Annotated in this window: 20 protein-coding genes and 1 pseudogene; 14 read left to right on the top strand and 7 right to left on the bottom strand. The window is 65.9% G+C overall.

What is annotated here, in order from left to right; translation table 11 throughout:
* Window positions 1-8 precede the first annotated feature (8 nt).
* From KBW98_RS14290 to KBW98_RS24205, 9 genes and pseudogenes are all read left to right on the top strand, one after another.
* Complete coding sequence (locus KBW98_RS14290) at window positions 9-3,029, top strand: glycosyl hydrolase family 28-related protein (RefSeq protein ID WP_211520818.1); 3,021 nt, start codon at window positions 9-11, stop codon at window positions 3,027-3,029.
* A complete protein-coding gene (locus tag KBW98_RS14285; protein ID WP_211520817.1) occupies window positions 3,029-3,922 on the top strand; it encodes an alpha/beta hydrolase in 894 nt (297 codons plus the stop codon). The genes KBW98_RS14290 and KBW98_RS14285 overlap by 1 nt, the downstream gene beginning before the upstream one ends.
* 18 nt (window positions 3,923-3,940) lie before the next feature.
* Window positions 3,941-4,717 (top strand): ThuA domain-containing protein, encoded by a 777-nt coding sequence (locus KBW98_RS14280; RefSeq protein ID WP_211520816.1) that lies wholly within the window; start codon window positions 3,941-3,943, stop codon window positions 4,715-4,717.
* A 182-nt stretch (window positions 4,718-4,899) separates the two neighbouring features.
* Entirely contained in the window at window positions 4,900-5,628 is a 729-nt protein-coding gene (locus tag KBW98_RS14275; protein WP_211520815.1) for a YIP1 family protein, read from the top strand.
* Window positions 5,625-6,911, top strand: a complete 1,287-nt coding sequence (locus KBW98_RS14270; protein WP_211520814.1) for an efflux RND transporter periplasmic adaptor subunit — start codon at window positions 5,625-5,627, stop codon at window positions 6,909-6,911. Before KBW98_RS14275 ends, KBW98_RS14270 begins: the two co-directional genes overlap by 4 nt.
* A complete protein-coding gene (locus KBW98_RS14265) occupies window positions 6,908-7,642 on the top strand; it encodes an ABC transporter ATP-binding protein (protein ID WP_211520813.1) in 735 nt (244 codons plus the stop codon). Before KBW98_RS14270 ends, KBW98_RS14265 begins: the two co-directional genes overlap by 4 nt.
* A complete protein-coding gene (locus KBW98_RS14260) occupies window positions 7,635-8,864 on the top strand; it encodes an ABC transporter permease (protein ID WP_211520812.1) in 1,230 nt (409 codons plus the stop codon). Before KBW98_RS14265 ends, KBW98_RS14260 begins: the two co-directional genes overlap by 8 nt.
* A 93-nt stretch (window positions 8,865-8,957) precedes the next feature.
* Window positions 8,958-9,341, top strand: coding sequence for a VOC family protein (locus KBW98_RS14255; protein WP_211520811.1), 384 nt, complete (start codon window positions 8,958-8,960; stop codon window positions 9,339-9,341).
* Window positions 9,342-9,399: 58 nt separating this feature from the next.
* Window positions 9,400-9,576 (top strand): annotated as a pseudogene (locus KBW98_RS24205) (anti-sigma factor domain-containing protein); the annotation flags it as partial.
* 129 nt (window positions 9,577-9,705) lie between these two features.
* Here KBW98_RS24205 and KBW98_RS14250 read toward each other — a convergent pair.
* Together KBW98_RS14250 and ssb are read right to left on the bottom strand one after the other, a co-directional pair.
* A complete protein-coding gene (locus tag KBW98_RS14250; RefSeq protein WP_211520810.1) occupies window positions 9,706-10,323 on the bottom strand; it encodes a hypothetical protein in 618 nt (205 codons plus the stop codon).
* Between the two features lie 80 nt (window positions 10,324-10,403).
* Window positions 10,404-10,910 (bottom strand): single-stranded DNA-binding protein, encoded by a 507-nt coding sequence (ssb, locus tag KBW98_RS14245; RefSeq protein ID WP_211520809.1) that lies wholly within the window; start codon window positions 10,908-10,910, stop codon window positions 10,404-10,406.
* A 507-nt stretch (window positions 10,911-11,417) separates the two neighbouring features.
* On the opposite strand from ssb, the gene uvrA reads away from it, so the two are divergent.
* Window positions 11,418-14,267, top strand: coding sequence for an excinuclease ABC subunit UvrA (gene uvrA / locus KBW98_RS14240; protein ID WP_211520808.1), 2,850 nt, complete (start codon window positions 11,418-11,420; stop codon window positions 14,265-14,267).
* A gap of 6 nt (window positions 14,268-14,273) precedes the next feature.
* Here the strand turns inward: uvrA and KBW98_RS14235 are convergent, their stop codons facing one another.
* From KBW98_RS14235 to KBW98_RS14225, 3 genes are read right to left on the bottom strand one after another with little or no spacing between them, the layout of a single operon-like run.
* Window positions 14,274-15,476 carry a cyanophycinase gene (locus KBW98_RS14235; protein WP_211520807.1) on the bottom strand — a complete coding sequence of 401 codons (1,203 nt, stop codon included), beginning with the start codon at window positions 15,474-15,476 and terminating at the stop codon, window positions 14,274-14,276.
* Between the two features lie 10 nt (window positions 15,477-15,486).
* Window positions 15,487-18,231 carry a TonB-dependent receptor gene (locus tag KBW98_RS14230; RefSeq protein ID WP_211520806.1) on the bottom strand — a complete coding sequence of 915 codons (2,745 nt, stop codon included), beginning with the start codon at window positions 18,229-18,231 and terminating at the stop codon, window positions 15,487-15,489.
* Between the two features lie 24 nt (window positions 18,232-18,255).
* On the bottom strand, window positions 18,256-19,251 hold the full coding sequence (locus KBW98_RS14225) for a MurR/RpiR family transcriptional regulator (protein ID WP_229429194.1): 996 nt from the start codon (window positions 19,249-19,251) through the stop codon (window positions 18,256-18,258).
* 140 nt (window positions 19,252-19,391) lie between these two features.
* Here KBW98_RS14225 and KBW98_RS14220 point away from each other — a divergent pair, with 140 nt between their 5' ends.
* Both KBW98_RS14220 and KBW98_RS14215 read left to right on the top strand, forming a co-directional pair.
* Window positions 19,392-20,522, top strand: coding sequence for a succinylglutamate desuccinylase/aspartoacylase family protein (locus tag KBW98_RS14220; protein WP_307727600.1), 1,131 nt, complete (start codon window positions 19,392-19,394; stop codon window positions 20,520-20,522).
* A 2-nt stretch (window positions 20,523-20,524) separates the two neighbouring features.
* A complete protein-coding gene (locus KBW98_RS14215) occupies window positions 20,525-21,925 on the top strand; it encodes a YfcC family protein (protein WP_211520805.1) in 1,401 nt (466 codons plus the stop codon).
* A 145-nt stretch (window positions 21,926-22,070) separates the two neighbouring features.
* Here KBW98_RS14215 and KBW98_RS14210 read toward each other — a convergent pair whose 3' ends face one another.
* On the bottom strand, window positions 22,071-23,933 hold the full coding sequence (locus KBW98_RS14210) for a phosphoenolpyruvate carboxykinase (GTP) (protein ID WP_211520804.1): 1,863 nt from the start codon (window positions 23,931-23,933) through the stop codon (window positions 22,071-22,073).
* 341 nt (window positions 23,934-24,274) lie between these two features.
* Here KBW98_RS14210 and KBW98_RS14205 point away from each other — a divergent pair, with 341 nt between their 5' ends.
* A complete protein-coding gene (locus tag KBW98_RS14205) occupies window positions 24,275-25,267 on the top strand; it encodes a D-2-hydroxyacid dehydrogenase family protein (RefSeq protein WP_211520803.1) in 993 nt (330 codons plus the stop codon).
* A gap of 149 nt (window positions 25,268-25,416) precedes the next feature.
* On the opposite strand, the gene KBW98_RS14200 is transcribed toward KBW98_RS14205, so the two are convergent.
* Window positions 25,417-26,190 (bottom strand): L-asparaginase, encoded by a 774-nt coding sequence (locus KBW98_RS14200; RefSeq protein WP_211520802.1) that lies wholly within the window; start codon window positions 26,188-26,190, stop codon window positions 25,417-25,419.
* A gap of 146 nt (window positions 26,191-26,336) precedes the next feature.
* Here KBW98_RS14200 and KBW98_RS14195 point away from each other — a divergent pair, with 146 nt between their 5' ends.
* A complete protein-coding gene (locus KBW98_RS14195) occupies window positions 26,337-26,822 on the top strand; it encodes an asparaginase domain-containing protein (protein WP_211520801.1) in 486 nt (161 codons plus the stop codon).
* Window positions 26,823-26,952: the final 130 nt, after the last annotated feature.

The following is a 26,952-nucleotide window of genomic DNA, read 5'->3' as shown; positions in this document are numbered from 1 at the left end:
AAATAACAATGAAAATGACGTTCCCGGCCCGCCCCGCGCTGGCCCTTGCCGTACTTCTGGCTTTTTCCGGCGCCGCAACGGCCGCCTCGGTATCCGCCTACCAGACCATGCCCGAGGACCCGAAATCGGTCGTCGTGCGTGCCAAGGGCGACGGCAAGGCCGACGATACCGCCGCCATCCAGGAGGCCATCGACCAGGCCGCCAACAAGGGCGAAGGCGGCGTGGTCTTTCTGCCCTCGGGCCGCTACCGCATCACCCGCTCGATCCTGATCCCGCTCGCCGTGCGCGTGTACGGCGTCGGCCCGACCCGTCCCGTGTTCGTGCTGGCGCCCAACACCCCCGGCTTCCAGAAGGGCGTGGCCAACATGGTGATCTTCACCGGCGGCGACCAGTACACGGTGGGCAAGGTGCCGATGCCTGTGCCCAGCGCGGTCCCCTTCAGCGAGAACGTGCGCAACGCGAATTCGTCGACCTTCTATTCGGCGCTGTCGAACGTCGACTTCGAGATCAAGGACGGCAACCCGGCAGCAAGCGCGGTGCGCATGCACACGGCCCAGCACTCGAACCTGAGCCACATCGACTTCCACATCGGCTCCGGACTGGCCGGCGTCTACCAGGTGGGCAACGTGGCCTTCAACCTGCGCTTCTACGGCGGCCGCTACGGCATCCTGGCCGAGAAGACCTCGCCGGCCTGGCAGTTCACCCTGATGGACTCGACGTTCGAGGGCCAGCGCGACGCCGCGATCCGCGAGCACGAGGCCGGCCTCACCATGATCAACACCGAGATCAAGAACACGCCGGTGGGCGTGGAGATCGACCGCGGCTACGGCGACTGGCTGTGGGGCAAGGACGTGCGCTTCGAGAACGTCAGCAAGGCGGCCGTCATCGTCAGCAACGAGGACAACGTCTACACCCAGGTCGGCTTCGAAAAGGCCATCGCGCGCAACGTGCCGACCTTCGCGCGCTTCCGCGACAGCGGCAAGACCCTGCCGGGCAAGGGGCGCGACTACCACGTCAGCGAATTCAACTACGGCATGGTGGTAAAGCAGATGGGCGAGCCGGGGCAGTTCACCACCAACTACAAGACCGCGGCCATTCCAGCGAAACCGGCGGCCACGCGCGCCTTGCGCCCGCTGCCGTCCACCAAGGAATGGGCCAACGTGCGCAAGTTCGGCGCGCTCGGCGACGGCCGCACCGACGATACCGCCGCGATCCAGAAAGCGATCGACAGCAGCCGCGTGGTCTACCTGCCGCTGGGCTTCTACGTGGTCAACGACACCATCCGCCTGAAGCCGGATACGGTCATCATCGCCCTGCATCCGGGCCTGACCCAGCTCATGATCCCGAACGGCTCGCCGAAGTTCCAGGGCGTCGACACGCCGGTGCCGCTGGTGGAGAGCGCGCGCGGCGGCGACGCCATCGTGTCCGGCATCGGCCTGGCCACCGGCGAGGTGAACCCGCGCGCGGTGGCCCTGATGTGGCGCGCCGGCGAGCATTCGCTGGTGGACGACGTGCGCATCCAGGGCGGCCACGGCACCCGCCTGTACGACGGCAGCCGCAACGACCCGTACAAGAAGGACGCCAAGTTCGACACCACCGCCCACTGGGACCGCCAGTATCCGAGCGTGTGGGTCACGGACGGCGGCGGCGGCACCTTCAACGCCATTTGGTCGCCCAGCGGCTATGCCCAGGCCGGCTTCTACGTGAGCAATACCAAGACCCCGGGCAAGGTCTACGAGCTGTCGGCCGAGCACCACGTGCGCGCCGAGATCGTGCTCGACGGCGTGGAGAACTGGGAATTCCTGGCGCCCCAGACCGAGGAAGAAATCCGCGACGGCGCCGACGCCGTTTCGCTCGAGATCCGCAATTCCAGGAACCTGCTGTTCGCGAACTACCACGGCTACCGCGTGACCCGCTCCTACAAGCCGATGCCGGCCGCCGTATTGATCAGCAACTCGAGCGACATCCGCTTCCGCAACGTGCACGTCAACGGCGAGAGCGGCTTCGCCACCTGCGACGAGAACGGCTGCGCCACCTACCTGCGCGCCAACAAGTACGCTTACGAGAACGCGATCCGCGACGTCACCAACAAGCTCGATATCCGCGAACGCGAATTCGCCGTGTTCGACTACAGCGGCAAGCAGACCAGGGCCCCTGCCGCGCTGGGCAAGGTCGAGAAGCTGGAAGACGGCTTCTATTCCATCGCCGGCGCCGCCGTCGACGCCAAGGGCAAGCTCTATTTCGTGGACCGCTACTGGAAGCGCATCTACAGCTGGAGCAAGGACCAGGGCCTGCTGGTGGTGCGCGACGCCCCGCACGATCCGGTCAACCTGGCGATCGACAACAGCGGCAACCTGATGGTGATGTCCTCCTATGGCCCGCAGGCCACGGTCTACGCCTTCAAGCCCGATGCAGCGCCGAGCACCGGGCTCATCATGATCAAGCCGACGCCGGTGGCCCAGCGCGCGGGCGCCAAGGTGGCGATCCCGGTCAACTTCTGGCAGAACGGCGAATTCAAGGACCAGCTCAACTTCGACACCTACGAATTCACCACCCTGGCCGAGATGTTCGCACGCGACGTGGCCCTGCCCAAGGCGAACGAATACGTGTCGCCGGACGGCAGCCTGGTGCTGCCGGCCTACCGCGTGCTGCGCCAGGGACCGGCCGACCACCTGGGCTGGCGCTGGGCCGATTCGCTCCAGGCCTACGGCTTCGTCACCGCACCGGTGGGCCAGCGCGTGGTGTTCACCAACGGCTCGGAAAACCGCACCTTCAGCGGCGTGGTCAACCAGGGTGGCGGCCTCTCCGACCTGAAGCGGCTGGCCGACCGTGGCGGAGAGAGCGCGGTGCTGGGTCCGGATGGCGACGTCTATGTCGCCAACGGCCAGGTCTTCGTATATGGCCAGGACGGCAAGCAGAAGGGCCGCATCGACGTGCCGGACCGCCCGCTGCAGCTGATCTTCGGCGGTCCCGACAAGCGCACCTTGTTCATCCTGACCCACCACGCGCTGTACTCGGCGAAGATCTGATGCGCGCCCTGCTCCTGTGCTCTGCGCTGCTGCTGGTGCCGGCGCTGCCGGCCATGGCCCAGCCCGCGCCGCCCGTGGTGCGCCTGTGGCCGGACGGTGCGCCCGGTTCCGCGCAGCGCCGCGGCGAAGCGGAAGCCGTCAAGGACGGAATCTATTTCAGCAACGTGCACGACCCTTCCCTGACCGTCCTGCAGGCCGACCCGCGCCACGCCAACGGCGCCGCCGCGATCGTGGTGCCGGGCGGCGGCCACCGCATGCTGGTGTTCCAGAACGAAGGCATGCTGGCGGCGAAAAACCTCAACCGCATCGGCGTCACCGCCTTCGTGCTGAAATACCGGCTGGCGCGCGACCAGGGCTCGGGCTACTCGATCGAGAACGATGCCGCCGCCGACCTGCGCCGCGCGGTGCGCTGGGTACGCGCGCATGCGCAGGAATACGGCGTCGATCCCGCCCGCATCGGCGTGATGGGCTTTTCCGCGGGCGGCGAACTGGTGTCGCTGGTAGCGGACAATCCGGAGCCGGCGCGCACCGGCAAACGCGATGCGCTCGACAGCGTGAGTGCGCGGCCGGACTTCCAGGTGCTGGTTTATCCTGGTCCGCTGGGCGTGCCGGCGCAGGATGCGGCGAATGCGCCGCCGGCCTTCCTGGTGGCCGGCTCGCGCGACAGCTGCTGCATGCCGCCGACCCTGGCGCTATACCAACAACTGGTGGCGGCCGGCGTCTCGGCCGAGCTGCACCTGTATGCCGATACCGGTCACGCCTTCAACGTCGGCCAGCGCGGCGAACGCCTCTCGCTGCAGCACTGGCCGGACCGCCTGAACGACTGGCTGGCCGACGGCGGCTGGCTGGTGCCGCGCGGCGGCCGCAAGCCGGAAGGCGTGCCCGCGCCATAACCCTATCAAGGAGACACGATGAAACGAAGCCTGATGGCGCTGGCCGCATCGATGGCCATGGCGCCGGACAGCTGGGCGGACAGCCAGTTCAAGCTGCTGGTGCTGGCCATGCCGAGCAAATACCACTACGAATACATCCCGATCGCGCGCGACAGCCTGGAACGGCTGGCCAAGCTGCACGCCTTCGAGTTCGACTGGACCAACAAGACCCAGTCCTTCGACGGCGACCTGTCCCGCTACGCGGCGGTGGTCTTCATGAACACCCCCGGCGAGGAGCTAAACCCGGCCCAGCGCCAGAAATTCGAGGCCTACATGCGCGCCGGCGGCAACGCCGTCGTCGTGCACCGTGCGGCCATCACGCCGCCGGACAACTGGCCCTGGTACGAAAAACTGGTGGGCCGCCGCGTGGGCGTGCACCCGATGCTGCAGACCGGTGTGGTCACCGTGGCCGACAAGGGCTTCCCCGCCACCTATGGGCTGCCGGAGCGCTGGATCTGGAGCGACGAGTTCTACACCACCACCAATCCCTACAATATCCGGATCAACACGGTGCTGGGCGTGGACGAAGCGAGCTATGACCCGCGCAAGATCTGGCCTGGGCAGGTGTCGGAACCGATGGGCAAGGACCACCCGATCGCCTGGCACCACCAGGTGGAGAAGGGACGCGTGTTCGTCACCACGCTCGGCCACAACGGCGAGATGTACCGCGACCCGCAGTACCTGGGGCACCTGATGGGCGGTATTTACTGGGCCGTCACGGGCAAGGGTGCGGCCCCCGCGCCGGCACTGCGCTGATTGCAACACAATCGGCACCGGCCATGTCAACAATACCTATCAACTTTCCTAGTATTCGGCTCCGCCGCCAGGCCCGGCGATAGCGCTGCCGCTTCTCCGCATGCTATCTTTCATCGCAGTATTTTTGCGGGCGCCGCTGTCCGGAGCGCCCTTCCCAGGAAGATGGAGTTGAATAGAACGCGATGGAATTGATTGACAAATCGGCACCTGCCACGACCTCCCCCCTTGGCGCCCTGTTCAGCGTGCTGTACGAACCGAGCGCCACGTTTTCCCGGCTGGCGTCCCGCCCCATGGCCTGGCTCCCGGCCATCACGCTGTGCCTCACCAGTTCCACGGTCATGCTGTGGTATTTCCTCGGCTTCGTCGACTACCCCTGGCTGCAGGAGCGCATGCTGGAAGCCATCGCCGATCCCGAGGCGCGCGCGCAGGGACAATCCATGGCGATCGGCCAGCAGGCCATGGGGATGATGAGTCTCGTCGGCGCCGTCTTCGGCACCTTGATGACCTTCCTCATCGGCGGCCTGTACTACCTCATCGTGGGCAAGTTCACGGGCCGCGAGATGAGCTTCGGCAAAGGCTTCGCGCTGTCCGCCTGGGCCTCGGTGCCGATGATCCTGCTGCTGCCGCTGGGCGCCATGCAGATGCTGCTCGCTTCCAACGGCCAAATGCCCTATGAAGCGCTGAATCCGACCACGCTCAACCAGATGATCTTCCACTACGAGGCAAGCCACCCGATGGCCGGCGTGCTGGAATCGCTCTCGATTCCGATCGTCTGGTCGACGGTCCTGTCGGTGATCGGCTACCAGGCATGGACCGGCGCCTCGCGCGCCAGCGCGCTGCGCGTGGTCCTGGTACCGACCGTCCTCCTTTATGGCGCCTGGCTGGCGTACGCACTGAGCAAGACAGCATGAAACACAAAAAACTAGTGGCAGGAGTGGCGATCGCCGCGATGCTCTGCATCCCCGTGGCCGCCAAGCTGACCCGCGGCAGCGGGCCGGCAAAAGACGTCGAAACCGACAAGATCGGCTACCGCGAGATCAAGTCCTCGATCCTGGCGTCGGGCCACCTGCTGTACGACGAGCAGGTGATGCTGTCGCCGGAAGTCATCGGCAAGGTCAGCAGCATCTACGTCAAGGAAGGCCAGCAGGTCACCAAAGGCGATCTGCTGCTGCACCTGGACGACCAGACCTACCGCGCCGAAGTCGCGCAGCAGGAAGCCGTGGTGCGCCAGCAGCGCATCGCGATCGAACAGCAGCAGCTGAGCGTGCAGAACCAGGAAAGCCAGTACCGGCGCAAGGTCGAGCTGCACAAGATGAAGATGCTGGCCGACTCGGCGATCGACGACGCCCGCTTCGCGCTCGACGCGGCGAAGATCGACCTGCGCAACAGCCGCTCGCGCCTGGAGCAGGTGGAGGCGACCCTCAAGCTGGCCAACGAGCGCCTGTCGAAGACCACCGTGCGCGCGCCGATCTCGGGCACCATCACCGCGCTCGACATCAAGGTCGGCGAAACCGCGGTGGCCAGCCAGGTCAGCATCGCCGGCTCGACCCTGATGACCATCGCGAATACCGCGACCATGCTCACCGAGGTCAACGTCGACGAAGCCGACATCGCCAAGGTGGCGGTCGGCCAGGAAGTGGCGATCACCACCGCCGCCTATCCCGATACCGCCCTCACCGGCAAGGTGCTGTCGATTCCGCTCTCGCCCAAGCAGAACCCGGCCGCGGCCGCCCAGGGAGGCTCGAAGTCGCGCAACTACGACGTCAAGGTCGAGCTCCTGGACACCAAGAAGCTGGCCCTGCGTCCCGGCATGAGCGTGCGCGCGGAAGTGTTCATCTCCAGCAACGGCAAGTCGCTCGCGCTGCCGCTGCAGGCGGTCCTGACCAACAACGAGGAAACGACCGAAGGCCCCAAGAAGAACGGCAAGAAGAAGACCGACATCAAGACCGAAAGCTGGGTCTACGTCGCCAAGGACGGCAAGGCGGAAAAGCGCATCGTCACCACCGGCGCCTCGGACGACAGCATGCAGGAGATCCGCAGCGGCCTGGCCAACGGCGAGACCGTCATCACCGGACCGTACAAGATCCTGCGCCAGCTGAAGCAGGGCGACATCGTGGCGCCGGTCGCCAAGCCGGCGCAAGCCGCGCAATCCGACGTCGCGGCCAAGCCCGCGGCCAAGCCGGCTGCGACATGACGCCGGCAGCTCCACTCATCCGGCTCGAAGGCATCACCAAGCATTACAAGATGGGCGGTGAAACGATCGCCGCGCTGGCCGGTATCGACCTGCAGGTCGCGCGCAACGATTATGTCGCCTTCATCGGCTCCTCCGGTTCGGGCAAGTCGACGATGATGAACATCCTCGGCTGTCTCGATACCCCGACGACCGGCCGCTACTTCCTCAACGGACGCGACGTCGCCGGCATGAGCGACGCCGAGCTGGCGCGCGCCCGCAACGAGGAGATCGGCTTCATCTTCCAGAGCTTCAACCTGCTGACCCGCGCCACCGCGGTCCAGAACGTGATGCAGCCCCTGATCTACCGCGGCGTGCGCCCCGCCGAGCGGCTGCGCCGCGCGACCGAGGCGATGGCCAGGGTCGGCCTGGAACACCGGCTCGACCACCTGCCCAACCAGCTCTCGGGCGGCCAGCGCCAGCGCGTGGCGATCGCCCGCGCCCTGTGCAGCGAACCGTCGATCCTGCTGGCCGACGAGCCGACCGGCAACCTCGATTCGACCACCGCGGCCGACATCATGTCCCTGTTCGACACCCTGCATACCGAAGGCCAGACCGTGATCATCGTGACCCACGAGCCGGACATCGCCGCCCACTGCAAGCGCACGGTGCGGCTGGCCGACGGCCGCGTGCAGAGCGACGTCGTGAACGCGGAGCGCACCAGCTTCCGCCCACGGGGAGCAGCCCATGCTTAGTTTCGTCGAAAGCGTCCGCTCCGCACTGCAGAGCATCTTCGCGCACCGCTTCCGCAGCTTCCTGACCTCGCTCGGCATCATCATCGGCGTCGCCTCGGTGATCGCGGTGGTGTCGATCGTGCAGGGCCTGTCGGCCTCGATCAGCAACGAGTTCAAGGGCCTGGGCTCGAACAGCCTGACGGTCGAGGCCTACACGACCTTCGAGGAAGCCCTGCAGGGCAAGGAGAACGTGCTCGGTCTGAACGACTACGAGCGCATCGTCACCCACATCGACGACATCAGCAACGTCTCGCCCATGTTCGCCCCCTTCGGCAACTTCGGCACCACGGTGCGCGCCGGCGCGACCTCTACCTTCACCCAGGTGATGGCCGTGACCGAGGCCTACATGGAATCGGCCCAGGTCTTCCCCGCCCAGGGACGCTTCCTGCGCACCAGCGACGACAAGTCGCGCCGCCGGGTGGCCGTGGTCGGCAGCAAGACCCTGGAGAACCTGCGCCTGACGGGCGACCCGCTGGGCCAGTTCATCGACATCGGCGGCGAATGGTTCAAGATCATCGGCATCACCGAGGAAAAGGGTGAGTCGCTGGGCTTCAGCAAGGACAACTACATCCTGATTCCGTTCTCGGTGGGCCAGGTGATCGCGGGCACCACCACCAAGCTGAACATCTCGATCAGCTTCACCGTCGACGACATCGAGCAGATCGACGCGGTGCAGGGTCGGGTGACCTCGCTGCTGCGCCAGGCCCACCATCTCAAGCCGGGCCAGCGCAACGACTTCAAGGTGCAGACCGCCCAGCAGCTGTCGGAATCCTTCGAGAGCATCATCTCGACCCTGACCCTGGTGCTGGGCGGCGTCGTCAGCATTTCGCTGCTGGTGGGCGGCATCGGCATCATGAACATCATGCTGGTGTCGGTGACCGAGCGCACCCGCGAGATCGGCATCTGCAAGGCGCTGGGGGCGCAGCGCCACCATATCCTGATGCAGTTCCTGATCGAGGCCACCACCCTGTCGCTGCTGGGCGGCCTGGTGGGCCTGGTGCTGGGCTACCTGCTCGGCTTCGGGGCGGCCAAGCTGATCCCGAACTTCCCCGACGCCTTCGTGCCCTGGTGGGCGATCGCGATGGCCTTCGGCTTCTCCAGCCTGGTGGGCATCCTGTTCGGCATCATGCCGGCCGCCAAGGCGGCCAACCTGCATCCGATCGACGCCCTGCGCTACGAGTAAGCAGCTGCGCAGCGCATCCGCAATGGTGCGCTGCGCAAAATTCGATCGCGGTAGGCTATCCGCTTCCCTGACCGGCCAACCGAGGAGGCCATCATGCTGTCACATGTGGATGCGATCGCGACCGTCGCCACGCGCGATATCGCCAAGGCAAAAGAGTTCTACAGCAACATATTGGGACTGGAGGAAGAAGACGGCGGGGACGATTGCCCCGACGTGCTCAGCTACCGGAGCGGCAAGTCGCGCATCTTCGTGTACAGGTCCGACTATGCCGGCACCAATCAGGCCACGGCCATCAACTGGGACGTCGGCGTCGAAATCAAGACGGTGGTGGACACGCTGAAAGCCAAGGGCGCCGTCTTCGAACGCTACCAGATGGAAGGCATGCGCCTGGAGGACGACATCCATGTCGGCGAACAGATGAAGGTGGCGTGGCTGAAGGATCCGGACGGGAATATCCTGAGCATCATCGGCAAGTAGCCCAGGAAAGAGGCGGCCCCGGCCTCCTGCCCCGGCTTCCGGCACAAGCCAGCCCAGCCTGGCAGGCGCCCAAAAAAAGTCAGTTTCCCTGAATCCGTCATCGCGCCAGCGACGTATCGACGTGCGCGTGGTCGACACGCTGGCAGTCCCAAGCGATAGAACGCTGCAGCTATGGGCGATTTCCAGGCAGGGGACGCCGCGATCGCTGGGCATCTTGCCGGATAACCGCAGCGCGCGGCTGGCCCTGTGCTCTACAAGGGCAGCTGGGTGCGCACCACCTTGTGACGGGCAGGTTCGGCCGATGTCTACCGCCAGGCCAGGCACAACATGGCCGGGCAAGGCCGCGCAGAACCGGGGGACGCTCTCAGCGGCGCGATGCCGACAGCCAGGCGGCATATGCGCAATCCGGAAAACGCTCGGCGAAACGTGCCCGCAGGTGCGCCATCGGCTCCAGGACGCCGCCGGCCGGCGTGGCGCCGAGCACCTCGATGGCCGCGACATGGCGCAGCACGTTGCGCTCCCCCAATTCGCCGACGACGATGATCTCCGCCAGTTCCTGCAATGCCGCCGCGTCCAGGCCGTCCCCTTGCGCCGGCGGAACCGCCAGGCTCAGGCGAACCGGTCCTTCCTGCCCGGACATCGTCCAGGCCCATTCGCGCCCCTCGATCTCCAGCGCCTTTCCACCGAAGCTGGCCTTGAAATAGATGTCCCAGTCGCGTGGCGGGACGCCGAGATCGACGATCCAGCCTTCGCCGCGCAGCGGAAATCCGGCAGTGAAGTCCTCGTCGTCGAGCAGCGCCGGCGCATGCATCACCGACAGGCTGAGCAGATCGATGTCCGCATCGGAAAGAGCCGGGCCGAGCTCCCAGCCTAGTCCAGGCAAGCCGGCGAGTATCTTGCCCATCAAGTCGGTAAAACCTTCCGCCGGGACTTGCTTCCGGTAGTTCATCAGGTGCGCCAGGTTGCGGAGCAATTCCTGCATCGTGCTTGCCTCGTTCGTAAAAATAAAAAACCCATTTCCCGCGCAGGAAATGGGTTGTCCGGATGCCGGTAAAGCTGGCTTTAGAACGGAATGTCGTCGTCCATGTCCGAGAAGTTCGGCGCCGGTTTCGGCTGCGGACGGGCTGCCGGGGCCGGCGGCGCCTGGCGCGGGGCCGGACGCTGCGGGGCCGACGAGTAGTCGTCGTCCATGCCGCCGCCCATGCCGCCACCCATGCTGTCGCCGCCCATGCCCTGGCGGCCGCCCAGCATCTGCATGTTCTCGGCGATGATGTCGGTGGCGTAGCGTTCGATGCCGTCCTTGTCGGTGTACTTGCGGGTCTGCAGGCGGCCTTCGACGTAGACCGACGAACCTTTTTTCAGGTACTGGCCGACGATTTCAGCCAGGCGGCCGAAGAAGGAGATGCGGTGCCATTCGGTCAGCTCTTTCTGCTCGCCGGTATTGCGGTCCTTCGACTTGTACGAGGTGGCCACCGCGATGTTGGCGATGGCGTCGCCGCTCGGCATGTAGCGGATTTCCGGATCGCGGCCGAGGTTGCCGACGATGATGACCTTGTTAACTGATGCCATGTTGTTACTCCTTCTGGGTGTTGTGAGCCCTGACTCTGCACTTGACCAAACGTCAGGGAACGGGGTGAATCAACTCAATATTATGGGGCCTGTCGGGCTGCTTCAAAAGAACAATTTTTGAGCTCGCTCAACGATTTTCCTGCTCTTCCACACGTGCGCTTTCGACAAGCATCGTCGCCCCAGCGCCACGCTCAAGGCGCCGCCACGACGCCAGCGGTTCATCCGCGGTTCAGCAGATTTTTCTGCGATTCCTGAACCCTTTGTCATTGAAGGGCGCCGCTTACGGCCCACATACAGCACACTGAAGGCAAACCGGGCTGATCGCCTGCACGTTTTACTTGCACGGAAAGCAGCGCAAGCCTCCACCTCCATCATAAGAAATTGCTGGATGGATGTACAGCATTTCGAAAAACAAGCTACACTTATGGGTTCTCTCCGATTGGCCCGCTCACTGCGTTTTTCCTCGTGCGCCGGCCCGCAAAAACTTATTGAAAGCCTGCAAACTTAATGGAAGAAATTCGTATCCGCGGCGCGCGCACGCACAATCTGAAGAACATCAACCTGGACCTGCCGCGCAACAAGCTGATCGTCATCACCGGCCTGTCGGGGTCCGGTAAATCCTCCCTCGCCTTCGACACCCTCTACGCCGAGGGCCAGCGCCGCTACGTCGAGTCGCTGTCGGCCTATGCGCGCCAGTTCCTGCAGCTGATGGAAAAGCCGGACGTCGACCTGATCGAAGGCCTGTCGCCCGCGATCTCGATCGAACAGAAGGCCACCTCGCACAACCCGCGTTCGACCGTGGGCACGGTGACCGAGATCCACGACTACCTGCGCCTGCTGTACGCGCGCGTCGGCACGCCGTATTGCCCGGACCACCCGCAGGAGCCGCTGGCGGCCCAGACCGTGTCGCAGATGGTCGACGCCGTCCTCGCCATGCCGGAAGGCACCAAGCTGATGATCCTGGCCCCCGTCGTGGCCAACCGCAAGGGCGAGCACGGCGATTTGTTCCAGGCCATGCAGGCCCAGGGCTTCGTGCGCTTCCGCGTCCAGAGCGGCGTGAATGCGGGCAAGATCTACGAGGTCGATGAGCTGCCCAAGCTCAAGAAGACCGAGAAGCACAGCATCGACGTCGTGATCGACCGCGTCAAGGTGAACCCGGAGATCAAGCAGCGCCTGGCCGAGAGCTTCGAGACCGCCCTGCGCCTGGCCGACGGCCGCGCCGTGGCCTACGAGATGGACACCGAGAAGGAAACGGTGTTCTCAAACAAGTTCGCCTGTAATGTCTGCGGCTATTCGCTGCAGGAACTCGAGCCGCGCCTGTTCTCGTTCAACAACCCGATGGGCGCCTGCTCGGAATGCGATGGCCTCGGCCATATCGAGTTCTTCGATCCCAAGCGTATCGTCGCCTTCCCGCACCTGTCGCTGGCCTCCGGCGCCGTGAAGGGCTGGGACCGCCGCAACCAGTTCTATTTCCAGATGCTGCAGAACATCGCGGCCTACTACGACTTCGACCTGGACACCCCCTTCGAGGACTTGCCGGCCAAGGCCAAGGACGCCGTGCTGCACGGCTCGGGCAAGACCACGATTCCGTTCTCCTACATCAACGAGCGCGGCCGCACCGTGATCCGCGAGCACAGCTTCGAAGGCGTGGTCAACAACCTGCAGCGCCGCTACCGCGAGACCGATTCGATGGCGGTCAAGGAAGAGCTGGCCAAGTTCATCAACGAGAAGAAATGCCCGGCCTGCGAAGGCGCGCGCCTGCGCACTGAAGCGCGCTTCGTGAAGATCGGCCAGGGCGCCCAGCAGCGCGCCATCTATGAGGTATCGGACCGCCCGCTGCGCGAGACGCTGGCCTACTTCGAGTCGCTCGAACTGACCGGCGCCAAGCGCGACATCGCCGAGCGCGTCATCAAGGAAATCACGGCGCGCCTGAAGTTCCTGAACAACGTCGGCCTGGATTACCTGTCGCTCGACCGCAGCGCCGACACGCTCTCGGGCGGCGAGGCGCAGCGTATCCGCCTGGCTTCGCAGATCGGCTCGGGCCTGACCGGCGTGATGTACGTGCTGGACGAACCTTCTATCGGCTTGCACCAGCGCGACAACGACCGCCTGATTGCGACCCTGAAGCACCTGCGCGACATCGGCAACAGCGTGCTGGTGGTCGAGCACGACGAGGACGCGATCCGCACCGCGGACTACATCGTCGACATGGGTCCGGGCGCGGGCGTGCACGGCGGCGCGGTGATCGCTGCCGGCTCGCTCAAGGAAATCATGAAGAGCAAGCACTCGCTGACCGCCCAGTACCTGGACGGCCGGCGCAAGATCGAGGTGCCGAAAAAGCGCACCCAGGCCGACCCGAACCGTCAGCTGGTGATCACTGGCGCAACCGGCAACAACCTGAAAAACGTGAACCTGACCCTGCCGGTGGGCCTGATGACCTGCGTGACCGGCGTGTCCGGATCGGGCAAGTCTACCCTGATCAACGACACCCTGTTCCCGGCCCTGTCGCGCCACCTCTACGGTTCGCAGACCGAGCCGGCGGACCATGCGTCGATCCACGGCCTGGAGCACTTCGACAAGGTGATCTCGGTCGACCAGGCGCCGATCGGCCGTACCCCGCGTTCGAACCCGGCGACCTATACCGGCTTGTTCACCCCGATCCGCGACCTGTTCGCGACCGTGCCGACCGCGAAGGAGCGCGGCTATTCGGCGGGCCGCTTCTCGTTCAACGTGAAGGGCGGCCGCTGCGAGGCTTGCCAGGGCGACGGCGTGATCAAGGTCGAGATGCACTTCCTGCCGGACGTGTACGTGCCTTGCGACGTCTGCCACGGCAAGCGCTACAACCGCGAGACGCTGGAGGTGCAGTACAAGGGCAAGAACATCACCGAGGTGCTGGACATGACGGTCGAAGATGCGCACGCCTTCTTCAAGCCGGTGCCGGTCATCGCGCGTAAACTCCAGACCCTGCTGGACGTGGGCCTGGGCTACATCAAGCTGGGCCAGAGCGCGACCACCCTGTCGGGCGGCGAGGCGCAGCGCGTCAAGCTGTCGCTCGAGTTGTCCAAGCGCGATACGGGACGCACCCTGTACATCCTCGATGAACCGACCACCGGCCTGCACTTCGCCGACATCGACCTGCTGCTGAAGGTGATCCACCGCCTGCGCGACCAGGGCAATACCCTGGCGATCATCGAGCACAATCTGGACGTGGTCAAGACCGCGGACTGGATCGTCGACCTGGGACCGGAAGGCGGTGCAGGGGGCGGGCAGATCGTGGCGGCCGGTACGCCGGAGGATGTAGCGGCGAACAAGGCCAGCGTGACCGGCAAGTACCTCAAGCCGCTGCTGAAGGCTTGACCCTCCCTACTCTGCCGTATAGAGCGGCTGGTGCAGCCGCACCGGCCGCACGTCCATCCGGATGCGGTAGATCGACCAGCCGTCCTCGCGGTTGGTCACGTACTGCCTGCTGTCGGGCGCGCGGCTGAAGCTGAATTCAAAGCCGCGTTCCGGCGTGCGGCTTTGCGGCCCTTCGAAGGCCAGCCCGGTGGCGCGCCGCAGGTCGCTATCGACCAGCTTCGCCAGGATGCTGACGACGGCATTGTTACCCAGGATGTCGGTATAGAACAGGTGGTCGCGATGCTCGGGCCGCGTGGCGTCGACCGGCTCCTTGCCCGGCCCCGGCACATAGGTCCGGCTGGCCAGGTTGAAGCTGTCCCCGCTGTCGAGATAACTGATGCGGCCATTGGACAGGTTGAAGGCCGGCCTTGTCTTGTCCGTGCTGGCCTCGTGCAGCTCGAGCACGATCGCCCCGGTATAGCCGATGATATTCACCTCGCGCGTGGGCCCGACCACCGCGGCCGTGTTCTCGTCGATGCCCAAGCCCAGCTTGTAGCCCTTGCTCAACATCGCCGGCAGCATGCGCGCGAAGCGTCCGCGCGCCAGCAAGTGCTGGTCGATGAAAACATCGTCGCCAACGAAGCCCAGGCCGGGAGCGATGTCCTTACCGTCCGCCACGCCGTCCTTCAGCAGCGGCGCCACCTCCAGCGGCGGATCATGGAACATGGTGCTGCTCATGATCGCGGCCCCGGCACTGGTGCCGGCGATTACGCCGCCGCGCCGGTACAGGGCCCACAGCGCGTCAAGTACTTGCGTGTTGGCGCCGTCGGCGCGCCGCAGCGACCCCGTGATGCGGGCCTGGTCGCCGCCGGTGAAGAAGGCGCCGCCCGCCTCGCGCACCTGGTGCGCCAGGACTGGATCGTCGGCAAGCTTGCGCGCATCCGTGCCGGCCAGGCGTGGCGCTATCGGCACCACGAAGGGACGGGCGCCGTAGCGGCTCAGGAGGTCGGCCGCCATCCGCCCTTCGCGCTCGGGATTTTCGGCGGCCGAGGGAAACACCGCGATGCGCGCTCCCTTGCCGCCCGCCAGCTCGACGATCTTTTCCCATACCGCGGCATTATCGGGGCGCAGCCCCCCCCCGATGATGACCAGCGATCCCTTCGGTGACTCCGCCGCCGCGGCGCCCGCCGCCAGCACGAGTGCCAATACGCAGCACAGGATTTTCAGCATGGAGACTCCGTCACTTGAACGAGTAGTTCACGCTCACGAAGCCGCTGCGGCCGCGCGGATCGGTGTAGCTCGGATCATACCCGGCCAGGAAGTAATAGGCCTGGTTCGAGAACGGCGGATCCTTGTCGAGCAGGTTCAGCACGCCGGCGCGCAGCTTGAGCTGCTTGCTGATCGTCCAGCTGCCGGTCAGGTCCCACAGCGAATACGATTTCACCTGGTTCGGCGCCAGCAGCGCGTCGGTGAACGGATCGTAGGTCGTGTTCTGGTCGGTGTAGCTGGACGAATACTGGTTCGCCAATGTCAGCGCGACCGGACCGTGATCCCACTCGAAGTTCACGCGGTGGCGCCATTTCTGGATTACCTGGTCGTTCAGGAACACGCCCAGGTTGCTGCGGTAGGGCTCCGCCGGTCCGAACTGGCGGTCGTAGGTGAGGATCCGGGTGCCGGACAGGTTGACGCCAAACCGTCCCCAGGCGCCCCGTTCGCTGCGCCACTCGGCCGCCACGTCGATGCCGCGGGTCTTCAAGCGGCCCTGGTTCTCCTTCATCAGGAGGATATTCGAGATGAAGCCGTCTTCGTCGCGCTCGATGTACTTGCCGTTGTAGGCGGCCGGGTTCTCGATGATGACCTGCTCGCCCAGGGTGCTGATCACGTCGCGCTTCTCGATGTTCCAGTAGTCGAGCGAGAAGTTGGTGCGCTTGTTCAGCTCCACCACGGCGCCCAGGGTGAACTGGCGCGACTTCTCGGGCTTCAGGTCCGGGTTCGAGCGGCGCTCCACATTCCACTGGTCGGTGCACAGGTCGATGCTGCCTTCCTGCTGCACGCACTGCGGGTCGGTCAGAATGCCGGCCGATGTGCCGAAGATGGTCGGGCGCTTCAGGTCCGACAGCGACGGGGCGCGAAAGCCCGTGCCGGCCGAGGCGCGCAGCAGCAAGGCGTTGCTGGGCTGCCAGCGCAGGCCGATCTTCGGGTTGGTGGTGCTGCCGACTTCGCTGTAGTGGTCGTAGCGCAGCGCGAACTGCATCTCGAGTTCCTTGGTGAAGGGCGCGCTCACCTCGGTGAATACCGAGCCGACCCGGCGCCGGTTGTCCGCCGTCTCGACCTCGAGCTGCTCGCCGGCCGGCACCGTGCTGTCGCGGTCGCCCGCGATGTTGTTCGACTTGAGCAACTCCGAGGGCGTAAAGAGCTGATGCTCGCGCCGGTATTCGCCGCCGATCGCGATCGCCAGGTCGCCGCCGCCCAGCGCCATCAGGGCGCGTGACATCTTGCCGTCGACCGAGGTGGAGATGCCCTTGGCCTTGCGCGCCTCGTCGTTGACCTTGATGCTGTCGATCAGGTCCTGTCCCGCCTGGGACGAGGGAGCGAAGGGATTGACGGTGCCGTTGCGCACGGCGGCGTCGAAGCGGTCGAACAGGACGTAGCCGTCGTAGTACTTGTCGACCGCGCGGTTCTCGGCGCGCGACACGGCCAGGTCGTAGTCCCAGCCCTTCAGGTTGCCGGTGGCGCCCAGCACCAGGCGCTGGCCTTCGCTGGTCACGTCGTTGCTGCGGTTGCCCGCTTCCTGCATGCGATAGCGGATGCCGCTGAAGGTGTCCGGCAGGCCGGGGCCCGACAGTGCGCGGCGGTAGGCCTCGGGCAGGATGCTGACCGGCAGGTTGCGGATGCGGACCGGGTTCGGCGACAGCACGTACTTGGTCTTGGCTTCGGTCTGCACCAGCTCGGCGAACAGCTGGTTGTCCTGGTCGAACTGGAAGGTGGCGCGGCCGATGAAGCCGATCTTGCGCGATTCCGGATAGATCTCGGTGTCTTCCATGTAGTCGTAGCTGCAGCCGGCCACGCCGCCCGGTCCCTGCGCGGCGTAGACGGTGGCGGGCGGGTTGCAGCCCGGCGCGCTCGGGTTGACGCGGCTGGCCCGGCTGCCGGCCGGCAGCAGGCCGGCGGCGATCAGGGCATTCCTCTGCGCGGCCGAGATGTCGACGTTGGCGGGGAAGGTATTGCTCGACATCTGGGCCGGCAGCGTGGTCGCCAGCGCGCGCTCGGCGATGAAGCCGCGCTGGCGCGAGCGCAGGCGGTCGAGCTCCTGCACGTCGAGCACGCCGAACACGTTGAAGCGGTCGGTGGCCAGGTCGCCGACGCCCGCGCTGATGCTGGCGGTGCGCTTGCCGGCCCCCCCATGCTCGGTGCCGGCGGCCGATGCCGCCAGGTCCAGGCCGGTGTAATCCTTGCGCGTGATGAAGTTGATCACGCCGCCGATCGCGTCGGTGCCGTAGATCGCCGAAGCGCCGTCCTTGAGCACCTCGACGCGCTGGATGGCGGCGGCCGGGATGTTGTTCAGGTCGACGCCGGCATTGTCGCCTGGTGCGGCGAAGTTGGCCAGGCGGCGGCCGTTCAGGAGCACCAGGGTCGAGGACACGCCGATGCCGCGCATGTTGGCGGCGTTCAGGCCGCGCTGGCCCGAGGTGCCGTCCGAGATGCTGGGACCGTCGGTGAGGGGCGCCGTGTTGGCGCTGATGTTGCGCATCAGTTCAGCGGCGGTAGTGGCGCCCATCTTGTCGATGTCCTCGCGCGTGATCATCTCGACCGGCAGCGCGGCCTCGCTGTCGATGCGCTTGATCGACGAGCCGGTGATCTCGACGCGGTGGACCTTCGGCTGCTCGGTCTGCGCCAGCGCCGCCGGCGCCGCCATGCCCAGCGCGGCCACGATGCTCGAGGCCAGGATGGTCGGCCGCAAGGTATTCGGAATGTGCTTACTCATGCATTGCTCCCTCTTGGTAATGTCTCAGGACTTCTTGGCGGTCTGGCGCCGGGCGGCGCCCTCTTTCTTGTGCGTGCTGCCGGTACGAATCTGATGGTCACCGTAGAGGTAGGCGGCGATTGCCTCGGTGTGGCGCGCGGCCTTGGCCACGTTGGCCTTGTTGGAGGTCATGAGCGACACGGCGAGCGCCTCGATGACGGCCAGCGCGGCGCTCGCACTGCTGGGCAGGACCGGGTGCGCGCTGTGCGCGTACAGCACGTGGTGCCCGAGTTCGGCCAGCGGCGAGGCGGGGGAATCGGTGATCGAGACGACGGTGGCGCCGCTGTCGCGCGCGAAGCGCGTGAGCGACACGGCCGCCAGCGTATAGCGCGGCAGCGATATCACCACCAGCACGTCCTTGTCGGTGATGGTGGCCAGCTGGCTGGCCGCGACCTCGGTGCCGCCGGCGGCCGCGACTTCGACCACGTGGCGGCAGAAGGGCTGCAGGTGCATCGCCAGCGTGCCCGCCAGGAAGGTCGACAGCCCGAAGCCCAGCACGTAGACGGTGCGCGCCTTGGTCAGGCCGGCGCCGATGCGGTCGAGCTGGGCGCCGTCGAGCGAGCGGCTGGTGGCCGTGATCGCCGCCTCGGCATAGCCCAGGCTCTCGAGCGCCGCGGAGGCGGGGCGGCGCGCGATCGAACTGCGCAGCTTCTCGACCGGCTGCAGCATCGACTGCAGGGTTTCGGCCACGGCGCCGCGCATCGCCGCGTAGTTCTTGAAGCCGAGGTCGCGCGCGAAGCGGCTGATGGTGGCGGTCGATACCTCGCAGGCCTCGGCCAGTTCCTCGATGCCGAGTGCGGTCACGCGCATCTGGTTGCGCAGCAGGTAGTCGGCCAGCGCGCGGTTCGAGGCCGAGCCTTCAGCCAGCACGCGCAGCAGCGACTGGCCCAGCGAAGACCCGGCGAAGCCGATGTCAGGGGTGGCGTTGCGCAGGTCGGGAGTGCTCATCGTGGCGTGGGTTCCGTGGTCCAGGTGGATCATGCAAATTACAAAACATTTGCCAAATGTAATCCATGTGTATTGACCAACTCAACAGGTTTTTGAAAATATTTTTTCAGTGATTTACGTTGTGTAAAAAAACCTACATAATTCCCCGGACCACGCAAACGGCCCAGGAGACCATGTCCATGCATCTCGAGACCCACCCGATCGCGGCCGAGCCCGGCCTTGCGGCCTACCAGCTCAATGTCTTGCGCTTCGGTCCGCCGGACGGCGCCGGAGGAGGCAGGAAGGCCTATATCCAGGCCGCATTGCATGCCGACGAAGTGCCGGCCATGCTGGTGGCGCACTTCCTGCGGCGCGCGCTGGAAAAGCTCGACGCCGAAGGGCGCGTGCGCGGCGAGATCGTGCTGGTGCCGGCCGCGAATCCCATCGGGCTGTCGCAGCTGGTGCACGGCGCGCCCTTCGGGCGCTTCGACCTCGGCACCGGCGTCAATTTCAACCGCGCCTTCCGCCACGTGGCCGGCGAACTGAAGGACAGGCTGGCGGGCCGCCTCGGTCCTGACGCCGCGGCCAACGTGGCCGCCATCCGTGCCGAGGCGCGCGCCGCCGTGGCGCGCTGGGAGCCGGAAGACCATACCGGGGTGCTGAAGAAGACCCTGCTGTCGATGGCGATCGACGCCGACATCGTGCTCGACCTGCACTGCGATAACGAAGCCCTGCTGCACCTGTACACCGGCACCGCGCTGGCCGAGCGCGCCGCGCCGCTGGCCGCGCTGCTCGGCGCGCGCGCCCTGCTCCTGTCCAGCGCCTCGGGCGGCGCCCCCTTCGACGAAGCCTGCAGCCGCCTGTGGTGGGACCTTGCCGATCATTTCAGCGAGGCCGCGATTCCTCCCGCCTGCGCCGCCATCACGGTCGAACTGCGCGGCGAGATGGACGTGCGTTACGACTATGCCGAGCAGGACGCGCAGGCACTGCTGCAATTCCTGGCGCGTGAAGGCCTGCTTGACATCCCGCCCACGCCGCCTCCCGCGGCGCCGTGCGCGCCGACCGCGCTGGAAGCGGTCGAGCCCCTGCATGCGCCGCACTCGGGCGTACTGGTGTTCCTGAAGGCGCTGGGCGAGCGGGTCGAAGCCGGGGAGGCGGTGGCCGACATCGTCAACCCGGTGAGCGGCGCCACCACCACCCTGCGCGCCAGCCAGGGCGGGCTGCTGTTCGCCAGCACCGCCCACCGCCACCTGCTGCGCGGCATGCAGGTCTGCAAAATCGCGGGCGCTACGCCCTTCCGTTCCGGTTCCCTTTTGAGCGACTGACCATGCGCCTGCGAATGCCCAACACCTTCGTGCTGCTGTTCTCGATCCTGGCGCTGATCGCGCTCGCGACCTGGTTCGTCCCCGGCGGCAAATACGAGACCCACCTGGTCAACGGTCGCCAGCTGGTCGACCCGGATTCCTTCCATTACGTGGCCAGCAGCCCCCAGGGCGCGGTGGCCCTGCTCAAGGCGCCGATCCGGGGCTTCGTCGAATCGGCCCAGATCATCGGCTTCGTGCTCTTCGTCGGCGGCGCCTTCGCGGTCCTGCAGCGCACCGAGGCGATCGACACCCTGATCCGCTCGATCGCTAGGGCGCACCGGCATTCGCCGCTCGTGCGGGCGCTGGTGATTCCCGTCTTCGTGGTCCTGTTCTCGCTGGGCGGGGCCACCTTCGGCATGAACGAGGAGGTGATACCCTTCATCCTGATCTTCGTGCCGCTGGCGCTGGCGCTGGGCTACGATACCGTGGTCGGCGTGTCGATCCCCTTCCTCGGCTCCCAGGTCGGCTTCGGCGCCGCCTTCCTGAATCCCTTCAACGTCGGCATCGCCCAGGGGATCGCGGGCGTGCCGGTGTTTTCCGGGATCGGCTACCGGCTGGTGGTGTGGGCTGCGGCGACCTTCGTAACGGTCGCCTTCCTGATGTGGTATGCGGCCCGCGTCAAGCGCAATCCGGCGCTCAGCCCCACCTATATTCTCGACCAGGCCAAGCGCCGCGAGATGACGGCGGCGCACGAGGGCGAGTGCGAGCCCGCCGATGCGCGCATGAGCGGACGCCATGCGAGCGTGCTGGTCCTGTTTGCCCTCACCCTGGCCGCGATGGTGGTCGGGGTCGTCAAGTTCGAGTGGTTCATCGACGAGATCGCCGCACTGTTCTTGGCCATGGCGATCGTGGTCGGGCTGGTAGCGCGCCTGGGCGCCGACGACTGGGTGGCCGCCTTCCTGCAGGGCGTCAAGGATCTGGCGCCCACCGCGCTGGTGATCGCGATCGCGCGCGCCACGATGGTGATCGCACGCGAGGCCCACATCATCGACACCATGCTGCACGCTCTGATGCCGCTGGTGCAGTCCAGCCATCCGGTTTTCGCGGCTCAGAAGATGTACCTGATCCAGTCGGTGATCAACTTCTTCATCCATTCGGGCAGCGGCCAGGCCGCATTGACCATGCCGATCATGGCGCCGCTCGCCGACCTGGTGGGCGTGTCGCGCCAGACCGCGATCCTCGCTTTCCAGCTCGGCGAGCTGTCGACCTCGATGATCCCGACCTCGGGCATCACGGTCGGCGTGCTGGCCCTGGCCCGCATTCCATGGCTGACCTGGGCAAAGTGGATGATCCCGCTGCAGCTGATCTACCTGGTGCTGTCGCTGCTGCTGCTGGTGCCGCCCTGCCTGATGGACTGGCAGTAAGGAGATGAACAGGGACGGCTCGGGCGGCACGCCGGGCATGGCCACAAAAAAAACCGGGGCAGCGCCATCGGCACTGCCCCGGTTTCTCTTTGTCGCCGCGTTATCGGGATAGTTTCCCCGCGGTCTCTCCCCCACGTTGCCGGTATCAGCCGGCCAGATGTTTCTCCAGCTTGGCCTTGGTGTCCACCAGCTCCTGCGGCAGGTGGTAAGCCAGCTTCTCGAACAGCTCGCTGTGCAGCTTGAGCTCTTCCTTCCACGCGTCCTTGTCGATCGAGGTGATCTGGGTGAACTGCTGCTCGGTGAAGTCCAGGCCGTCCCAGTTCAGGTCGCCGTAGTTGGGCGAGGTGCCGAACAGGTGCGACTGGCCGCCGCTGGCGCCGCCTTCGGCGCGGTCCAGCACCCACTTCAGCACGCGCATGTTGTCGCCATAGCCCGGCCACACGAACTTGCCGGCGTCGTCGGTACGGAACCAGTTGACGCAGTAGATCTTCGGTGCGGCGCCCTTGGCTTCGATTTTCTTGCCCAGGTCCAGCCAGTGCTGGAAGTAGTCGCTCATGTTGTAGCCGATGAAGGGCAGCATCGCGAACGGATCGCGGCGCACGATGCCCATCTGGCCGGCGGCGGCGGCGGTGGTTTCCGAGCCCATGGTCGCGGCCATGTACACGCCTTCCACCCAGTTATTGGCCTCGGTCACCAGCGGCACCGTGGTCGAGCGGCGGCCGCCGAAGATGAAGGCCGAGATCGGCACGCCGGCCGGATCGTCCCAGGCCGGGTCGATCACCGGGTTCTGGGTCGCGGCGACGGTGAAGCGCGCGTTCGGGTGGGCGGCCTTGGTGCCGGACGCCGGGGTCCAGTCCTTGCCCTGCCAGTCGATCAGGTGTGCCGGGGCTTCCTTGGTCATGCCTTCCCACCACACGTCGCCGTCGTCGGTCAGCGCCACGTTGGTGAAGATGACGTTCTCGCGCAGCGAGGCCATGCAGTTCGGGTTGGTCTTGTCGTTGGTGCCCGGGGCCACGCCGAAGTAGCCGGCTTCCGGGTTGATCGCGTACAGCTGGCCGTCCTGGCCCGGCTTGATCCAGGCGATGTCGTCGCCGATGGTGGTGACTTTCCAGCCGTCGAAGGTCTTCGGCGGGATCAGCATCGCGAAGTTGGTCTTGCCGCAGGCCGAAGGGAAGGCGGCGGCGACGTATTTCTTCTCGCCCTTGGGCGATTCGACGCCCAGGATCAGCATGTGCTCGGCCAGCCAGCCGGTGCCGCCGGCCTGCGCTTCCTGGTAGCCCATGTTCGAGGCGATGCGCAGCGCGAAGCACTTCTTGCCCAGCAGGGCGTTGCCGCCGTAGCCCGAACCGAAGGACCAGATCTCGCGGGTTTCCGGATAGTGGACGATGTACTTGGTCGGGTTGCACGGCCATGGCACGTCCTTCTGGCCGGAAGCCAGCGGCATGCCGACGGTGTGCACGCAGGGCACGAACTCGCCGTCCTGGCCCAGCACGTCGTACACGGCCTTGCCCATGCGCGTCATGATGCGCATGTTGACGGCGACGTAGGGCGAGTCGGACAGTTCGACGCCAATGTGGGCGATCGGCGAGCCCAGCGGACCCATCGAGAACGGCACCACGTACAGCGTGCGGCCGGCCATGCAGCCGTCGAACAGGCCATTCAGGGTGCGGCGCATCTCGGCCGGGTCGGTCCAGTTGTTGGTCGGGCCGGCCTGCTCCTTGGTAGCCGAGCAGATATAGGTACGGTCTTCGACGCGCGCCACGTCCGACGGGTCGGACCAGGCCAGGTAGGAATTCGGACGCTTGGCCGGGTTGAGCTTCTTCATCGTGCCGGCTTCGACCATCTGTGCGCACAGGCGGTCGTACTCTTCTTCCGAGCCGTCGCACCAGTAGATGGCGTCAGGCTTCGTCAGGGCGGCGATTTCCGCGACCCAATTGATGAGCTTTTGGTGTTTGATGTAAGCTGGAACGTTCAGTGCGGCGACGCCGCCCATCACGGGCTGGTTCATAGGTACCTCCAATGCCAATTAAGAATGCTTTCTGTCCCGGCACGGCAGGATCGTCGTCTGGCCGGCTGCGGAAGCGTCCATGCGAAAGCAATGACGAACGGCGGCGGTACGGCGGTCGTGTCGACAGCCTCTGGCAAGGCTGGGAACGGTGCTGCAGGGGACATGCGAGCAGCATGTCAAACCCTCAAGTTCCGATCGATTGTACACCCGCCCACCCCGGATTCGGGCTCTTCCACTACAAAAAAGTAGGAATATTGCCCCAGTAATGTAGTAGGCTATTTGAGCACTCGGCATATCGTGTTATTTCTTTACGAGCGACTCATTTCAATCTGACAACACTCATGAAAATTGCGATTCTTGACGATTACCAGGACACCGTACGCGGCCTCGACTGCTTCCGCCTGCTCGACGGGCACGAGGCCAAGGTCTTCACCAACTCGGCCAAGGGCCTGGGCCAGCTGGCCATTCGCCTGGCGCCTTTCGACGCCCTGGTGCTGATCCGGGAGCGCACCGCCCTGCCGCGCGCCCTGCTCGCCAAGCTGCCGAATCTGAAACTGATTTCGCAGACCGGCAAGGTCAGCGGGCACATCGACGTGGCCGCGGCCAGCGAGTACGGCGTCGCCATCGCCGAGGGCATCGGCTCGCCGGTGGCGCCGGCCGAGCTGACCTGGGCGCTGGTGATGGCGGCCAGCCGCAAGATCGTGCCGTATGCGAACAACCTGAAGGACGGCCTGTGGCAGACGGCCTCGGTCAATCCCCAGCTCAACGGCCTGGGGCGCTCGCTGCGCGGGCGGGTGCTGGGGCTGTGGGGCTACGGCAAGATCGGCAAGCTGGTGGCAGGCTATGGGCGCGCCTTCGGCATGCGCGTGCTGGTGTGGGGCAGCGAGAACAGCCGCCAGGCCGCGGTGGCCGACGGCTTCGAGGCGGCGGCCTCGCGCGAAGCCTTGTTCGAGGCTGCGGACGTGCTGAGCCTGCACCTGCGGCTGGCGGAAGGCACGCGCGGGATCGTCACGGCCGAGGATTTCGCACGCATGAAGCCGGACGCCTTGTTCGTGAATACGAGCCGGGCCGAACTGGTGGCGGAGGGGGCGCTGGAAGCGGCGCTGCGCAAGGGGCGGCCGGGGCAGGCGGCGCTGGATGTGTTTACCAGCGAGCCGCTGGCGGCGGATGCGGAACTGCTGCGGATCCCGACGGTGCTGGCGACGCCGCACCTGGGGTATGTGGAGAAGGACAGCTACGAGATCTATTTCCAGATCGCGTTCGAGAATGTGCTGAAGTTTGCGCAGGGGGAGCCGGACAATATTTTGAATCCGGAGGCGTTGGGCAAAAGGTGACGTAACTGGTTTACGGGCAAACTTGGGTCCCCGCCTGCACGGGGATGACGTTCTGAAGCTGGCACTTAGAACACTGGTAACATTTTTCGCAGACGCTGCCTTAGCACGTCGTCCCCGCGAAGGCGGGGATCCAAGTTCGCCGCGCAGTGTCAGCGCGTAACCGCACCGTCACTATCGAAACTCGGCTCCCCCGTCAAACTGACTTTGCGCGCCGGCATGACATGCGTCCCCGTCCACAGCCCGGCCCAGCCCGGCGGCCAGCCGATGTCCGGCCCCGCATAGGCCTTGAGCCCCGCCTTCACCGGCACCACCGGCACCGGCGGCGCCTCGACCAGGCCGCCCGCGGGCCGCTCCATGTTCAGGCTGTACATGTAGCCCGGCAGCAGCAAGTCGCAAGCCTGCGCGAACCAGGCCGTGTGGTCCTCGTCGCGTCCCAGCGCCTGCGCCAGCCCTTCCGGGTCGAATTTGGCCAGCGCATGGATCAGCTCTTCCGTGCTGGCCCCCGGCTGGTCGCCCCAGCCCATCACCGGATTGCCGTTGTAATCGGCCCCCGATCCATACCAGCCCTCGCGCCAGGAGCGCTGCATCCAGTTGCGCGGCCCGGTGAACAGGTGCCAGCGCCAGTGCAGGCCCGACGGTTTGGGCCAGGAATACAGATACAGCTTCTGGTAGCCGGCCTGGTGCAGCTCGCGCACCACGGCCATCAGGCGCGCATGCGGCATGCGGTCCGGGGGCGTGCGCCGGAACATGATGGGCTCGCCATCGGCGTGCTGCACCTCGTCGCTCGACAGGTTCAGGTCCAGGGTGCGCGACTCGCTCCCGAAACGCGCCGAAATCCAGCCCGTCAGGAGGTTGACGTGGACGATGACGCCATAGCCTCGATGGCGGTGGAAGATAACGGTTCCTGGTGCGACGGCTTTCATTGGGGAACGAGATAGGAGGAAAAGAGGGATCAGTGTACTCATCCGATCCAGTCGATTCTAGCGCAGTCACACACGGATACAAGCCCGTTTGCGGCTATCATGAGCGGGCTTTTTTCTTCGCCTTGATAAACGTACATTAAACAAACATGACTCTCCGACTCATCGCCACCGGCGGCACTTTCGACAAGCACTACAACGAACTCAACGGCGTGCTCGGCTTCTCCGACAGCCATTTGCCCGAGGTGATCAAGCGCAGCCGCATGACGGTGCCGGTCGCCCTCGACGTGCTGCCCCTGCTGGATTCGCTCGACATGCAGGACGCCGACCGCCAGCGCGTGCTGGCCGCCTGCCAGGCGGCGCCGGAAAAGGCGATCGTCATCATCCACGGCACCGACACCATGCGCGAGACCGCGGCGGTGCTGGGCGCGGCCAATCTCGGCCAGACCATCATCCTGACCGGCGCCATGATCCCCTACGAGATCGCCAATTCGGACGCGCTGTTCAACCTGGGATTTGCCTGCGGCGTGGCGCAGGTCTTGCCGGCGGGGGTGTATGTGGCCATGAACGGCCAGGTGTTCCCGTGGGATAACGTTCAGAAGAACCGCGCCGCGGGTGTGTTCCAGAACCTGTGATGCATGCGTGACCGGCATGGTGAAAGCCGGTTGAGCGCGTCGGGGGGGGGGGCCCCCCCCCCCCCCCCCGCCGGGGCGGGGGCGGGCCGCCCCCCCCCCCCCCGGGGCCGGGCGCCCTGGCCCCGGCCGA

The organism is Massilia sp. ST3 (assembly GCF_018119405.1).
In the GTDB taxonomy this organism is placed as follows: domain Bacteria; phylum Pseudomonadota; class Gammaproteobacteria; order Burkholderiales; family Burkholderiaceae_D; genus Telluria.
Note: the sequence above shows the minus strand (reverse complement) of the source record. Positions and strands in the feature narration are given on the sequence as shown.